The following is a 16,283-nucleotide window of genomic DNA, read 5'->3' on the forward strand; positions in this document are numbered from 1 at the left end:
CGCTTCTCCTTCTTTCTCTTCTAATCTTCGGGTTCACACCCAACTCTGAAAATTACATTTATTTTACCAGATATTTGTGTTCAATTTGTGACAACTTCGGATTTCTTTTCCTTCCAGTAACTTTTATTAGACGTACATTTCAAAATAACTCTTCGTGGCAGCATCCTGTATTTTTTTCCCATCCGATAACCAATATATTTACATCCGCTCTGCAAAAGCAGCTCTGGAAGCAACCAGTAATATTTTTTCTGAATGAGATAAGCAGCTGTCTTCTTTACCATTTTCACTCCTTCACTTTCCGAGGATACGGCCTGAAAAATCTCCGGATGCTGTGCCTGGGAAACTGCCAGATCAAAATTCCGTTTAAACTGCTCTTTGCCTGAATAATTATGAGAATGAATCACTCTGGCATCCGCCGCATAAGCAATCTTATATCCTTTTTGTATCATATTTCCCGCACAGATCATATCTTCATTAAAAATCGTATGCTTTACAAATCCTCCTGCTGACAGATAAATATTTCTCCGGTACATGGCACATACATTGGAACAGAAATAGGTCTTGATGCCAAGTTCTGCCACATCTGCCTCAGACTTGATTCTGCTCTTTTCACCATAATTGAATTCCCTGGTATACCGTTCTATTATCCCACAGTCTGCTGCCGGGAGCTGTCTTGCATAAGCCGCTCCAATCAATGGATCCTGATTTGCTGATTTAAGAAGATTTGCAACCAAATACTGATCTGCAGGCATAGCATCCTGCGTCATAAACAACATATATTCTGCCTGTGATTTGTTTGCCGCCCATCTTCTAGTTCCGCCATGATCAAATTCACTTTCTTTTATATGATATAGTTCTAACCTGATTCCCGCCAGTGTGCCAAATATAAACGGAGACTTGTCAAACTCTGCCTGTTCCCAGTATTCTTCTCCTGTATTCACCACAATAATCCGTTCCGGTTTTACCGTCTGCTTCTGAAGACGGTAAATCAGTTTTTCAAAAACTGCCCCCGGCTTGTATGTAGGAATCACTATGTCAATACTATGCTCCATTTTTCTTCCTTTCCCATCTGAAAATGGGGACTGTGATCACAGTCCCCATTCTGTCTTATGAAATACCTGTACGATAAGCAATCTCATCACTAATTCCCTGCACTACATCAGAAGGTTCATATTCTTCATTTGCGAATAAGAATTCATGAAGCTGCTTTACATTCTGCGCAAGGTTCACAGGAATAACACAGTCACCTGCATCCACATCTGCAGTCTGTTTATCAAACGGAAATCCTGTTGTATCTGTCAGATTATACGAAGCAACGTCCTTTGCAAGGCTCAGAATCTCAGTTGTAGAAAGGCTGGTGGATACATCTGACATAACATCATTGATAATATTATTGATCGTCAGAACATCCATTGTCTTTACTTTGGCCAAAATCTGTTCCAGTACCTTTCTCTGTCTGTATGTACGTTCATAGTCCAGACCTTCATGTTCAGAATCAATTGCGTCTGTATAACGGATACGGCAGTATGATAATGCCTGCAGGCCATTCAGTGTCTGCATACCGGCTGATGTAACAGGTACAATTTCCAGTCCTGTAATCTCTGATCCTTCATTCTGATATCCGTTCAGGAAATTGATCTCATCTTCACGTACATCAATATCGACACCGCCAATATCATTCACTACCTCTGCTACAACATTCATATTCACAGTAGCAAAATCAGAAATATCCAGATCCAGATTCTCATTCAACATACTGATGGAACGTTCTACGCCATAAATTCCGTATACATCCGTTGCCTTTCTGAAATTATAGGATCCATCTCCTGTCTCCAGATAGGTGTCACGGTATACAGATGCCAGTTTGACTTCCTTAGTATCCTTATTGATACTGCATACCATAATGGTATCACTCTGTCCTACATCCAGTCCTTCACGGGAATCTACACCATACAGTGCAATATTCCAGTAACCTTTCAGTGCCTTTGCTGTGTACTCCGGAAGCTGTTCTTCTACTTTTTTCTGAATCTCACTGTCCTTAATCTTCACACGCTGTACACGAGATAAAGTTGCTGCTGCATATAACCCTACTGCCAGCACCAATAATAACAGTAATTCGAAAATAAACAGAATCTTACGTCTTTTTTTCTTCTTTTTCTTCTTATCAGAAGCTGCCGCTGATTCTGCATGATAAGCATTTCCATACGGCTGACCACCTCTTGGATTCTGCTGATATCTCTGCTGGCCATACGGATTCTGCTGATAGTACTGCTGGCTGTTCTGATTCTGCTGATAATACTGCCGGCTGTTCTGACCCTGCTGATAATACTGCTGGCCATTTGGGTTCTGCTGATAATACTGCTGACCATTCTGGCCCTGCTGATAATACTGCTGGCCGTTCTGACCCTGCTGATAATACTGCTGGCCGTTCTGACCCTGCTGATAATACTGCTGGCCGTTCTGACCCTGCTGATAATACTGCTGGCCATTCTGACCCTGCTGATAGTACTGCTGACCACTTTGTCTCTGCTGATTTGCCTGCGCAGTTTGTCCGGCATCTTGTCCGGTTCGTCTTACATCGCGTTCATCTCTGTCTCTCGCCATAATGATCCCCTTTTTCTTTAATATGCATTTTTATTTACAAATCCTTTGAAAACGGTCATAAACAGGATCTTAATATCAAGTCCCATAGTCCAGTTCTCAATGTAATATAAATCACAGTCAATCCTCTTGCGAATTGAAGTATCCCCACGGTATCCGTTCACCTGGGCCCATCCTGTCATTCCCGGACGCACCTGATGTTTCACCATATAGCGTGGTATTTCTTCCCGAAACTTCTCCACAAACTGCGGTCTCTCCGGTCTTGGACCAATCAGACTCATTTCGCCCTTCAACACATTAAATAACTGCGGAAGTTCATCTATACTGGTCTTTCTCATAAACTTTCCAACTCCGGTTACTCTGGCATCGTTTTTCGTAGTCCATCCGGTACGTTCTTTTACCTTGCTCTGTACCTGCATGGATCGAAACTTGTACATAATAAATGGCTTGTTATGAAGGCCAACTCTCTCCTGTTTAAAAATCACAGGTCCCGGTGATGTCAGCTTGACAAGTGCTGCCGCCAGAAGCATGACCGGTGAAAACAGGATAATGCAGATAATAGAACCCACAATATCCATTGCCCGCTTGGCAATTGCATTAAAGGTATTAGACAATGGTACATACCGGATATTGATCACCGGTAAACCCATGAGATCTTCTGTATATGGTCTGGTTGGTATGATATTGCCATAGTCCGGAATCAGCTTGGTGTGGACTCCTGATTTTTCACATACCGCTACAATATGAGCAAGCTTATAATACTCACTCAGCCCCAGTGCAATGATAATCTCATCCAGCTGATGTTCTTTCAACAACTGTTCCAGGTCATCTGTTCTTCCAATGATGCGGATTCCACGGTATACTGCCTGCCGATCCATAGTGTCATCCAGTATTCCCAGGACGTGATATCCCCATTCTGGATTATCCATAATACGGTCAATGTATCCCCTCGCAGCGGATCCCATTCCCACCAGCAGAATATGCTTCAAGTTCATTCCTCTGCGGCGGATCTTCCGAAGTCCCCATCGGATAATGACTCTCTCCAACGTTTCAAAGCAAATATTAAATCCGAAAAAGATAAAAATAAGCTGTCTGGAGAACTCATGCTGTTTTACCAGTGTCACAGCAGCCATGAATATCAGCATGCCAAGCAAATTGGCTTTTACTATATTACTCAGTTCTAATCGTCGTCCCTGTACTCTCTTGGGCGTGTACAGATTAAATGCCGAATTCAATAAAAGCATTCCCGGAATCAATGGAACCATAACCAGCATATAAACTTCTGCCGGAAGTACTCCAATCTCATTCCCTGTGAGAATCTTTATCTGAATAAACCATGCCAGCATATAGGAACCGGCTGTAATCAAAGCATCTATCAGGACATGCAATCGATTAAAATACTGTTGGTTATCCTTAATCAATGTATTATACCCCTTATAAGCTACGTACTTTTACATCATACATGACGATTTTCAAAATTGCAATAATTCTTTCAATTTTATTACAATTTTATTTATTTTCCCTTAATTATTTCCGTTTCAATAATATTTTTATCATATTTCCCCACAAAGTAATCTGAATCCTCCAGCAGCGGTCAAAATTCTCCGGGATATGCACAAATTTATCTCCTTTTCTGCTTAACAAAACGCCCTGCCAAAGACCTTTCAGATAAATATGACCCAGCTTTTTCGGCAGAAAATAGAGAAATTTTACCACGCATCCCAGAAACAGGAAAGGCAGATTAATCAGGATCTGCCATTTTGCCATATTCTTATAAATGAGATAAATATTATTTCTGGAAGCATGTAAAACCTTAAAAGCATTGTGTCGGGATCCGGTAGCTGCACTGCCTTTATGGTACACAACTGATTTTGGTTCATACCAGTTCTCATACCCGCAGATCTTTGCACGATATCCGATATCTACGTCTTCCAAATAAGCAAAATGAGCTTCATCAAACAAACCAATCTGCTCAAATACTGTCTTCCGGTATAATGCAGCGCCCCCACAGGAGGAAAAAATCTGTTCCGCCTTATCAAAATACCCTGCCTCTGAATCCTTTCCTCTGGTATATGCCCAGCCAAGTGCACAGTATTCATCTCCTGCATTATCAATATGATCCGTACGATCCATCTGCAGCATTTTAGACTGACAGGAAAACAGGCGTGGATTCGCTTCGGCACGAAGAAGCAGATACTTTACGAAATCTTTATCTGTCACAATATCATTGTTCAGCAGAACTACATATTCCGTCTCTGCTGCCTGGATTCCGGTATTGACTGCCCTGCAGAAGCCATAGTTCTGATCCATACAGATCAGCTGAACCCATGGATACTCCTTTTTTAAAAGTTCCGGACTTCCATCCTCTGATCCATTGTCCACTACAATCACCGGAACCTGCCCGATACTCTGACACATCAGGCTGTCCAGACATTTTTTCAGATATTTTTTTCCGTTCCAGTTTGGTATCACAATTGTTACTTTGTTCATATTCTTTCGAACTCCAGTTTTATTTACGAAGCGAAAAATTATGTTTCGCCAGTGTCAGATTCTGATTGTAACACGGATCTCCTGCTGCCAGGAAATCAGCCCATTTTTCCTGCGTATAACGCACTTCTTTTGCATGACGTTCTTTTTTCTCATCATTTACACCGCGGGACTTGGACTCATAATGATACAGCTCAGCATACGGATCAAATACGATCAGATATCCTGCCGTCACGATCTTAAGTCCCAGATCTACATCATTAAATGCAACGGTAAGTTTTTCTTCCAGACCTCCGACTTCCTCATAAATAGACCTCTTCACCATGGCACATGCTGCTGTCACGCCGCTCATATCCACCTGAATGGAAGCCCGGTGCATATAACCTGACTTCTTCCGGTCCATGTTGACAAATGCATGATCTGCCATGCCGCCCATTCCAATAATGGTTCCCGCTGACTGAATGGTATTATCCGGGAAGTAGAGCTTTGCTCCAACCATTCCTACTTCCGGTCTCTGGCAATGGGATAACAGCTCCTTCATCCATCCTCTGGTGATTACTTCCGTATCATTATTCAATAGCAGCAGATACTCTCCTTTTGCCTGAGCCGCGCCAAAATTGTTGATCGCAGAATAATTGAATTCTTTATCCCAGTAGAGTACACGCACATGCTGTCTTCCATCGACCTTCTTATAAAATTCAAAGGTTTCTTTCTCGGTACTGTTATTTTCAATAATCAATATCTCATAATTCTCATATTCTGTCTTGTCCCATATAGATTTCAGACATTTTTTCAGAGTTGCAAGCTGATCCTTGTTTGGAATCAGAATAGATACCATTGGTCTGCCTGTTACCTGATATCTGACACGATAATATCCCAGATCACAGGTTTCTTCTACCGATGCATGCACTCCCATTCTCTGCAGATGTGCCTCCACAGCCCGTTTACCTGCATGAAATGCATACAGTTTGCTGTCCGGATTGTCAGAAGTCGACTTCTCATGTGTCCGCCAGTGATAAAGCACTTTATGCACATGGGCAATCCGGTCTGCTTCCTCGGTACAACGGAAAATAAAATCATAATCCTGCGCTCCGTCAAATTCCTTTCGGAACCCTCCGACTTTTTCAACGATAATTCTGCGGACTACAAACAGATGGCAGATATAATTATTAGAACGCAGCAGATCCAGATTAAAATCTGGTTTCATATTCGGTGTCAGATGCTTCGTTCCCTTACTGTTAATCTTATCTTCATCGGTGTATATGACATCCACACGGTCATCCTGTACGATCTTATCCGCCACTTCATAAAGGGCATCTGGTTCCAAAAGATCATCATGATCCAGAAGACATACAAAGTCTCCTGTTGCCATCTCCAATGCCGCATTGGAGTTTTCCGCAATACTTCTGTTCTCTTTCAACATCTGATAGCGGATTCTTCCATCCCGGATCTGATACTCACGGATCAGCGCTGTAAGCTCAGTTTCTTTTTCCGGTACTGCCATGATAGCTTCTTTTTTCTTTTTTCCACGGAGCTTTCCCAGCTCCTCCCTGAGCTTCTCACCTGTCGGACTGGCATCCGCAATACACAGTTCCCATTCAGTGTAAGTCTGCTTCTGGACGGAATCTATCATCTCCCGCAGAAAAACTTCCGGTGTACGGTAAACAGGAACAACGATACTGATCTTCGGTGTCTGTTCCCAGACCCTCTTACGCTGTTCTTCCAATTCTTTTTCCGATGCACGGTTCAGTCCAAACCAGGTTTCATAATCTATGTCTTCCTGCTGAAAGCGCTCTGTCAGACGAATCAGAAACTGTTTCATGCCATGCCGCTTCAGATAACGGTATCCTTTTTTGATATAAGCAGGGGAAATGCTTCGAAATACTTTTCCCCACTGTGTACTGTATTCTTTCCTTCCCATATAAGCCCCCGCTACTTATATTTCCTTATATCCAGGGAACTTACGAACAAGATCTGCCACCTGCTGTGCCTGGGACAAATCCAGATTATAGTACATTGGCAGACGTACCAGACGTTCACTTTCTTTTGTAGTATAGATATCTTCCCCATGGAATCTTCCGAACTTCTTACCTGCTGTTGCAGTATGAAGTGGAATATAATGAAAGACGCACTGTACTCCGTTTTCCTTCATATAACGGATGAATGCGGTTCTGGTTTCCAGATCCTTCAGTTTCAGATAATACATATGTGCATTATGTACCGCATAATCCGGTACAAACGGGCGCTCCACCACATGTTTTTCTTCCAGTTCAGCTAAGACTTCATTGTACAGATTCCAGATGGACATACGCTTGTCATTGATCTCTTTTGCCATCTCCAGCTGTGCATACAGGTATGCTGCATTCAGATCACTTGGCAGATAAGAAGATCCGAAATCTACCCAGGTATACTTATCTACCTGGCCACGGAAGAACTTGCTGCGGTCCGTTCCTTTTTCTCTTAAAATCTCAGCCTTTTCCTGATATTTTTCTTCCTGGAACAGAAGCGCACCGCCCTCTCCCATGGTATAGTTCTTTGTCTCATGAAAACTGTAACATCCAAAATCTCCGATAGTTCCCAGTGCTTTTCCCTTGTACCATGCATTCACACCCTGGGCTGCATCTTCCACTACCAGCAGATTGTGTTTTCTGGCAATCTCCAGGATCTCATCCATAGCGCAGGAAACTCCTGCATAGTGTACCGGTACAATTGCTTTTGTCCTGTCAGTAATCGCATCCTCAATCAATGTTTCATCTATATTCATGGTCTTTGGATTGATGTCTACAAAGACGATCTTCGCTCCCCGCAGTACAAAAGCATCCGCAGTGGATACAAAGGTATATGCAGGCATAATCACCTCATCTCCCGGCTGGATATCACACAGATAAGCTGCCATCTCCAGCGCATGAGTGCAGGATGTAGTCAGCAGGCAGTGGTTTGCCTGAAAATGTTCCTTCATCCATGCAGAACATTTTTTTGTAAACGGACCATCTCCGCAAAGCTTGCCATTGGCAATCGCCTGCTGCATATATTCGGTTTCTTTTCCCGTAAAAGGTGCTACATTAAAATCAATCATCCCTTTATTCTCCTTATACTTTTTCCTTTTTCTTCTTGTATCTGATGTTCACAACGATACCGGCAAATACCAGTGTACTGCATACACTGACCAGTATGCCCACATGAAGCAGCGGTGCTGTAAATATCACTTCCATATCATATTCCCCTGCTTTTACCGGGAAACTGATGAATCCATAATCTCCGTTAGAAAGTTCCTGCTTTTCTCCGTTGAGTTCCACACTCCATCCGGCTTCATTCGGAACCGCCAGCATAACATATCCATCCAGGGAAGCACTGATATGACCTGTCAGATAACTGTCTTTTTTCGGTGCATCCACTGTAATCTCTGCCAGATCTGAAAATTCCGGTTCTTTTTCCAGTCCGTATACCTGAATCTGATCAATCCTGATGGATCCTTTTGGATTCTTCACGGTAAGAGTTACTTTTTTCGCATTTTCCGGCAGTTCAATATGCACTTTTCTCGGTGTATCCCAGTTGTGTACATATTCATGACTGTATCCGTCATTGATCTGTATCTCCACCACATTCCTCTCATCTGAAGTCATAATGAATTCCAGAATAGCTGACGGGAACTCTACACGTTTGTTCTGATCCAGATTCAGTTCGACCTGCATCGGTTCTGCAATCTCTTCTCCGTCTTCTGACATACCAGTCTCATATCTTTCCTGTATGTCACCTGTCAGTATACCACTGATTTGTTTCTTTTCATATGTTTTTATTTCAGAATCTGTCAAAGTGCTGTCGTCCGCGGTACCGACAATCAGCGTATCTGCCAGAAGTGCTCTGGTATTCAGGCTGTCCCGGTATTCCTCATACTGTTCCTCTGTAATCGTCTTGGTGAAAAATTTACCCAGTGACTGTGTTCTGGTATTTTGATAAATGCTGATTTCACCTTCTTGATGAATCAGCTCATATCCATCAATATCCATATCCGCCGATCTGGATAAGATGTATTTCACATCTGTCAGTGCTGCAAAAGTACTGTCCCACAGTGCATTAAGGAACTGAATATGGTTCACATCGTTCTCATTGTTAATCTGTGGCCATACCTGTGCCACGAATGCCTTAATATCTGCATTCTGATTAGAGTTGTATGCACTGATACCACGATAGTCCTGTGCCAGCGTATCAAAGCAGCTTGACGCAGTAAAATAATCTTTTTCCACACGATAGAACGTGGTGTCATTGGCTTCCAGCCAGTCCAGTGCTGCATCCACTCCGGAATGATACGTTCCTTCATAATAATCTGTATTCTTCTTGGATAATGCGATACGGTCATTATAACACAGATAAGAATCTGATACGACATTCACAAAAGTCACTGCGGTAAGCAGCAGATATATGCTCTTTCCATCCAGCCATTTGTTCCTGCAGTACATCCAGATCAGTACAATCATTGCCATACCGGTCATCCACAGCAACATGGCATTGTCCTTAAACTGCTGTTCCGGCAGGATCTGATATGCCTTCGCATACACAGCTGTAATCAGTACCGCTGCCGCTGCCAGTGCAGGTATGCTCACTTCTTTTCTGATCAGTATACGATCCAGAACCAGACAAACCATCACGGCAAATACCGGCATTAAAATGAAGGTATGTCGGAAAAACGGCTTATACAGCCCGTTAAACCAGGTAGTGATGTTGGCAATTACCACACTGGATACACACAAAATCACACACAGGTATTGCATCGTCTTGCTTCGTCTGCTTACCTGCTGTCTGCGGATGCATACCAGATACTGAAGCAGTAATATAATAAACAAAGTAGAAAAGAACAAATTCGGATCTTCGTAAAAGTTCTTCATTCCCACATAAGTCTCATTACCATTTCCCTGTATACAACTGGAAAACAGACGGTAAATAATCGTCTTATTGATCGCCATCGGCCAGAGCTGTGGCTTAAACAATCTCTGTAATAATGGTACCTGGGATACCATTCTCTCACTGGATCCCACCTGTGCTGCTGCAGAGGGGAAAAATCTCCATGCAGACATCAATACCCCCAGCACCATGGTTCCCGCTGCCAGCAAGAATGCTCTGCCACGATCTTTTATGGTGTCTTTTTCCTGCATCAGGATCCGTACACATACATAGGCACCGCCTCCGAACATACACATATATCCCTGATAAAAGCTGCTGAGCATAGCGATGCAGCATACCAGGCAGAGTCCCACGCTGAACTTCTTCTTACGTACTACACGCTCTGCAAAAATAAGTACTGCCGGAAAATATACCACGGAGCTTCCCAGTGCATAATGCTGTCCCCATACCATCATATAACTGTTAAATGCATAAATCACTGTGGCAATCAGTTTGGATCTTTCACTGAAATCAAACTCAGACAGATACCAGTAACAAAGTGTGGCTGCCACAAAAATACGGAAGATCTCCATCCAGACCATGTACCAGGTAATGTGTTCCGGTCCGAAAATGACTCCCAGAATGTAAATCGGAATCAGAAACGGCTCCGTCAGATGATGCCCCATGGTATTCATACCAAATCCGTTACGGAAATCCCATGCTGAGAAATTCCCGTCCCGGATACTGTTCACAATACCGTTATACCACATAATATACTGGTCTTTTCCGTCTGTACCCACATCATAAAATGCGATGGTATAATCTCCTATGGTATACATATGGAAAATATAAAGACATCCCAGTCCTATCAGAAACCAGCTCATCAATATGGTATTCCGGTCTCTTCCTTCACTCTTCATCTGATACTTTGCTGTCATGCTGCTCCTCCGGTTATGCTATCGTTTCAGGGAAAAATCTGACTTTTCCAGTGTCAGGTTCGGATTATAGAACCGATCCCCCTTATTCAGTTCCTTTTCCCATGTCCGGCAGAAAAGATCTGCCTCCCTTTTTACCCGCTCCGCTTTCTGTGCGGTCATCTCAAACCCTCTTGTCTGCGATTCATAATGATACAGTTCTGCCTTCGGGTCATACAGAACCATGTAGCCCTGCTTTTGCAGTTTCATACAAAAATCAATGTCATTATAAGCCACACCCAGTTCTTCTGTAAATCCCCCGATTTGCCAAAATGCTTCCCGGCTTACCAGCATGCAGGCTGCCGTAACTGCAGACATCTGTCGGATCATACGGGCATATCGCTGGCACGCATAGTCACATTCCGCCATACCTTCAAAGGCATGACCTGCCACACCGCCATATCCCAGTACTACACCTGCATGCTGGATCGTACCATCTCCATAGATCAGACGGCATCCAACAGCTCCGGCAGCGGTCGTACAAATACATTGAACCAGTTCTTTTATGGCTCCCACTTTTTTTATCTTTGTGTCATTATTCAGAAACAGCAGGTAGTCTCCTTTTGCTTCCATGGCAGCATCGTTGTTAATTCTGGAATAATTAAACATCCCTTTCCAGGTTATAAGACGAATTCTTCTGTCTTTTTCCATCAGCCGTTCATACTCCCGGAATGTCTCTGGCTGTGTACTGTTATTTTCCACAATCAGGATCTCCAGATGTTCATAACCACCAGACTTCAGGACACTGTCAATGCAGCAGATCAGGTCATCCATATGATCTTTATTGGGAATAATGACAGACACCAGCGGCTCTGTTCTGACCATTTCTTTTTCTGTCTGGATCCAGACCGGACTTTCCAGTTCCTGATCCATTTTTTCGGAAATATGATACAACAGTTCCGGTACATGACAGATCTGTTCTGCTTTCGCAGCCAGTTTTCTCCACACTTCTTCCTGTTCTTCCTGCTTCAGGTCTTTTACAAGCTCTGTATCTGCCAAAAGCACCGGTCCCAGATAATTCATCTGGCTTTGAAGTACCGGATCATAATCTGGTTTACAAAAAGGATCTTTCAGATGACCGTTTTTTTCCAGTATATCATGATCGGTATACAGAAGGCTCTTCTTCTGCTTTTCTGATGCCACAGTCACCAGCCGATATACCGCTTCCGGTCTTAAGACAGCCCCCGCCTGAATCAGCAGTATATACTCACATTTCTGAATATCTTGTGCATTCCACGTATCCTGTGTATACACAGAGATCTCTCCAAATGTCTGCTGCATCAGACTCTCCCGGCTTTGCTGTTCTTCCTGTGCAGTCCCATAAAGCAATACTGCACTTACCGGCACCCTTTTCCACAACTCTGCAGCCCTTTGTCGTTCCAGTTCTCTCCGGTCAGCACTATGAGATTTTAGCCACTTTTCATAATCTACAGGCCTGGACAATGCAGCCTTTCTTCCTGCACGAATCAATGTCTGACGGATTCCGTTCCGCTTCAGATAGGCAACTCCTTTATCCAGTTTTTTTTTCAGCTCTGACATGATTCTGCCGCTATTCCTTTCCTTTCTTTTCTGTCTCTGGCGGAATCCGGAAGGTACAGTTCCATGTGGTTCTGGAAAGATTCACATTGTAATATGGATCTCCCTTTTTCAACACCTCTCCCCATCTATTTCGAAAATAAGACACTTCCCGGTTATACCGTTCCAGTTTCTCCGGAGTATCTTCCAGACCCCTTGACTTGGATTCATAATGATATAATTCTGCTTCCGGATTGTATACTACCTGTTTGCCAATCTTCTGGACTTTCATACAAAAGTCCACATCATTTAAGGCAACCCGGAGAATCTCTTCAAAACCTGCAACTTTTTCAAAACACTCTCTTGACACCATCATGCAGGCTGCTGTAACGGCACTTAAGTTCTGCATGGTACATGCCCGTCCCATATAGCCACTGATATCTCCCGGTTCTTTTACAAAGAGATGTCCGGCAATATTGCTCAATCCCAGGATCACTCCCGCATGCTGAATGGTTCCATCTGGATAATAAAGCTTCGATCCTACCACGCCCACATCCGGCTGCTGGCACACAGAGAGCATCTCTTCCATCCAGTCTTCCGTCAGGATCTCGGTATCATTATTTAAAAAGATAAGATATTCTCCTTCTGACTGTTTTGCCGCAAAATTGTTAATGGCAGAATAATTGAATTCTTTTTCCCATGTGAGAAGTCGTACCTTCGAATACCGTTCCTGCATTTTTTTATAATAAACAAACGTATCCGCACGTTTGCTGTTGTTCTCTACCACCAGCACTTCATAATTGGAATACGTGCTTTTCTTCGCTATGGATCTCAGACACTGGTCCAGATCTCCGATATGATCCTGGTTCGGAATAATAACCGATATCTTTGGACTCCCCTGTACCTGCCATTTCACCCGGTATCTCAGAGGATAGTTGGCCCAGGTCACCTGCGCCGGAATCTGCTTCTTCGCATAGTAATCCTGCAGTACCTGTTTTCCTTCTTCCCATTCCCGTACCAGTTCCTGTCTCTGTGCAAGATTTCTTTCCATCGGACAGTTCTGATGATAGAGAAGCCTGCTCATATGTGCCATACTTCCTGCCAGTTCCCGGCACCTGAGAATCAGGTCATACACAGATGCTCTTCCATATTCCGGATGAATTCCTCCGGCTCTTTCTGCCAGTTCTTTTTTTATCCAGATACTGTTCCCAATATAATTTCCACTCTGTAAGGTATACGGACTGTCATCCGGCTTGAACTGCGGATCAAAATATTCCTTTTTCTGTGGATCCCATTTATCAGAATCTGAATACAACATCTGTGTATCCGGATACTGGTTCAGATATTTTACCATCTCATACATTGCTCCCGGCTCCAGGGTATCGCCTGCTTCCATCAGCAGCACATAGTCCCCGGACATTCCAGAGAGATTCTGTGCTTCTCTGCCAGTCAGCAGTTTCCACTTCTTCCATGTCTGCTTTTCCAGACTTTCCCTGGTATATTCTGCCAGTCTTTCATTTCCTTCACCGATATGCATCAGCACGGCAATCTCCGGCTGACGGACAAAGGTTACTTTTTCCTGCTGCACACGCTCTTCTTCTGTAAACCGGTGTGCCATACGCCAGGTGTCAAAACGCTGATTTTCCACGCGATACGCTTTGCCTTCTCCGAACAGCCCCATCTCATGAGGTGCAATGTACGAGATCACATCTCTGGCGCCACGCAGATCCATTAGCTTCTTTCCGATCCTGCTCTGCTTGATACGCAGTTTTTCCACCGGAATCAGAAAATGCACTTCACTGATACCGTCTTTTGCCAGCAATGTAAACTTTCTGTTTTTCTGCGCCTGTTCCGGTAACCGGAACTCCAGACGAAAACCTGCCTTACTGCTCTTTCCGCTTAACTTAAACCGCTCTGCCACATCTCTTCGGTAAAGATAATCCGTTTTTACCAGATCCAGTTTCCGGTTCTGCTCATCCAGAAGAGCGAAATGCACCTGTTTATCCGCCTTGCTCACCGCCCATCCATTCACATGAATGCCTGTCATTGCAATCTCAAAGGTATCTACAAAAACTTCGATTCCATGATTTGCCTCTGCATTGGCACGGGCAATCTCCTGACGGTGTGCTTCCTCTGCCTGGAAGTTCACGCATCCCGGGGAAATCTCCTCATATAGATAGCGGAGCGGTATATGTTCTCCTGTGATATACTTTTGGAAGGACTGTTCCATACAGGTATACTGAGCAATCTCCTGTTCGGTCAGCCCCGCCTTTTTATAAAGCAGTTCCTTGTACAGAGCACTTCTCTCTACATTCCCATAAAGATAATTCTGAATAATACGGAACACTACATAATTCACCGGAATCGGAAAATCAAAGGTCCATTCATAATCCATATGAATCCATCCGTCTCCGGTGCAGATTACATTGCCCGTCACCATATCAATATCTGTCACTTTGGCGCATGTAAGGTCTTCCGGAAGCAATACCTCCCCAAATACTTTCTCAAATTCTTCCGTCACAACGAATTGTTCACAGCTCCCGGATTTCTTAATTACTTCTATATACTTCATCAGAAGTGCAATTGCTTCTTCTGTCTGTCCTTCCAGCAGGAAATGATCCATCTGTTCTTCCAGCGTCTGTCCTGTAAGGAAATCAATCGCTATCCCCACTTCTGTCCTCCGACATCGGTTCATAGTCATGCCACTGCCCTTATATGCATCATTCAGTGCTTCCATCCAGTGTTCCAGACGGTCAATATGATCCTTTCCCTCCGGATAGCACGCCACCTTTCTGGCATAACGTCTGCCTGCACCATCCATCTGTATATCGGTACGGATGGCAAACTTCGCGGCACGCTCGTTGGAATACTTGGAAAAAATAGTACGCTTCACATCTGTATCTGCGTTTTTTTTCTCCCGTATCACAACCAGATAGGAATTGGAAAATACCGGAAACAGCCCATCCTCAATAATCTGGTCAAAGGCTTTGGACTCATCAAACATCAGATAGCGTTCCCGATCAAAATTGCGCAGATTATCCCATAGTTCTCCTACTTTGGGCAGATGTGCATCGGAATAAATCGTCATCGGAAGTCGATAATCCGGATAAGGATAATAAAACTGCATCTCTTCCAATCCTGCTGACCGGATGATCTTTTCCAGTTCCGGTCTGGAGAATGTCCGTTTCTGCGCATCTTCACGGTAACCTTCCATTCCTCCAAAGTATTTCCCGGAATACTCTTCCCTGCATCCTGCAAAGTAACGCAGTCCCAGACGATTCTGTGATGCAATCACGATGCTTCCGCCCGGCGCCAGAAGTTCTTTTGCGCTCATCAAAAGATCCCGGTAAGGCGCAGTACCGTCCATCAGCATTCTTCCAGCTTCAAAAGCACCTATCATAAAAATCCAGTCATACTTTTCTTCCAGCTGAGGCACCACATCCCTGTATGCTCCATTATAGATCTCTATATTTTCCCGTTCCCGGTTACGCAGCGCATTAACCCGGCACTTCTGCGTCGAAGGCTCAATGCAGGTTACCGCTCCGGCCTTTTCCGCCAGAATCCCGGTCAGCGAACCTTCCTGTGATCCAATCTCCAGTACCCGGTCTTTTTTCTCAACAGGAAGCCACTCTACTGCGTTCCATCGAATATGGGAAAGTGAAAACAAAACAGCCCAGTTTTTCTCCTGGGCAATTTTGTGATTATATTCAGTTTCAGGGAAATCTGTCACGATCTCCTCCAGCTTCTTTTCTGCTTCTGTGATGTCGTAATCGTCCTTTACCGCATACGCATCCTCAATTACTACTCTTCCAATCTCAGTCTTCATGC

Annotated in this window: 9 protein-coding genes; all 9 read right to left on the reverse strand. The window is 43.8% G+C overall.

The genetic code is table 11. The features are described from left to right. Positions 1 to 80 precede the first annotated feature (80 nt). Positions 81 to 1,052 (reverse strand): glycosyltransferase family 2 protein, encoded by a 972-nt coding sequence (locus H8716_RS00430; protein WP_249306405.1) that lies wholly within the window; start codon positions 1,050 to 1,052, stop codon positions 81 to 83. A gap of 55 nt (positions 1,053 to 1,107) precedes the next feature. Then, complete coding sequence (locus H8716_RS00435) at positions 1,108 to 2,604, reverse strand: LCP family protein (protein ID WP_249306407.1); 1,497 nt, start codon at positions 2,602 to 2,604, stop codon at positions 1,108 to 1,110. Positions 2,605 to 2,621: 17 nt separating this feature from the next. Then, entirely contained in the window at positions 2,622 to 4,022 is a 1,401-nt protein-coding gene (locus tag H8716_RS00440; RefSeq protein WP_249306408.1) for an undecaprenyl-phosphate glucose phosphotransferase, read from the reverse strand. 106 nt (positions 4,023 to 4,128) lie between these two features. Next, entirely contained in the window at positions 4,129 to 5,091 is a 963-nt protein-coding gene (locus tag H8716_RS00445) for a glycosyltransferase family 2 protein (protein ID WP_249306410.1), read from the reverse strand. A gap of 19 nt (positions 5,092 to 5,110) precedes the next feature. Further along, complete coding sequence (locus H8716_RS00450; protein WP_249306411.1) at positions 5,111 to 7,009, reverse strand: glycosyltransferase family 2 protein; 1,899 nt, start codon at positions 7,007 to 7,009, stop codon at positions 5,111 to 5,113. A gap of 15 nt (positions 7,010 to 7,024) precedes the next feature. Beyond that, positions 7,025 to 8,164, reverse strand: a complete 1,140-nt coding sequence (rffA, locus tag H8716_RS00455) for a dTDP-4-amino-4,6-dideoxygalactose transaminase (protein ID WP_249306413.1) — start codon at positions 8,162 to 8,164, stop codon at positions 7,025 to 7,027. Between the two features lie 13 nt (positions 8,165 to 8,177). Further along, positions 8,178 to 10,904 carry a YfhO family protein gene (locus H8716_RS00460; RefSeq protein ID WP_249306414.1) on the reverse strand — a complete coding sequence of 909 codons (2,727 nt, stop codon included), beginning with the start codon at positions 10,902 to 10,904 and terminating at the stop codon, positions 8,178 to 8,180. A gap of 18 nt (positions 10,905 to 10,922) precedes the next feature. Then, positions 10,923 to 12,479: a glycosyltransferase family 2 protein gene (locus tag H8716_RS00465; protein WP_249306416.1), complete on the reverse strand. Its 1,557-nt coding sequence runs from the start codon at positions 12,477 to 12,479 to the stop codon at positions 10,923 to 10,925. A gap of 10 nt (positions 12,480 to 12,489) precedes the next feature. Further along, on the reverse strand, positions 12,490 to 16,281 hold the full coding sequence (locus tag H8716_RS00470) for a glycosyltransferase (protein ID WP_249306418.1): 3,792 nt from the start codon (positions 16,279 to 16,281) through the stop codon (positions 12,490 to 12,492). Between the last annotated feature and the right edge of the window lie 2 nt (positions 16,282 to 16,283).

It is taken from the genome of Jingyaoa shaoxingensis, assembly GCF_014385005.1.
GTDB lineage: Bacteria > Bacillota > Clostridia > Lachnospirales > Lachnospiraceae > Marvinbryantia > Marvinbryantia shaoxingensis.

Coding starts and splice junctions, on each gene's coding strand:
- H8716_RS00430 (WP_249306405.1), bottom strand. CDS start 1,052: ATGGAGCATAGTATTGACATAGTGATTCCTACATACAAGCCGGGGGCA.
- H8716_RS00435 (WP_249306407.1), bottom strand. CDS start 2,604: ATGGCGAGAGACAGAGATGAACGCGATGTAAGACGAACCGGACAAGAT.
- H8716_RS00445 (WP_249306410.1), bottom strand. CDS start 5,091: ATGAACAAAGTAACAATTGTGATACCAAACTGGAACGGAAAAAAATAT.
- H8716_RS00450 (WP_249306411.1), bottom strand. CDS start 7,009: ATGGGAAGGAAAGAATACAGTACACAGTGGGGAAAAGTATTTCGAAGC.
- rffA (WP_249306413.1), bottom strand. CDS start 8,164: ATGATTGATTTTAATGTAGCACCTTTTACGGGAAAAGAAACCGAATAT.
- H8716_RS00460 (WP_249306414.1), bottom strand. CDS start 10,904: ATGACAGCAAAGTATCAGATGAAGAGTGAAGGAAGAGACCGGAATACC.
- H8716_RS00465 (WP_249306416.1), bottom strand. CDS start 12,479: ATGTCAGAGCTGAAAAAAAAACTGGATAAAGGAGTTGCCTATCTGAAG.
- H8716_RS00470 (WP_249306418.1), bottom strand. CDS start 16,281: ATGAAGACTGAGATTGGAAGAGTAGTAATTGAGGATGCGTATGCGGTA.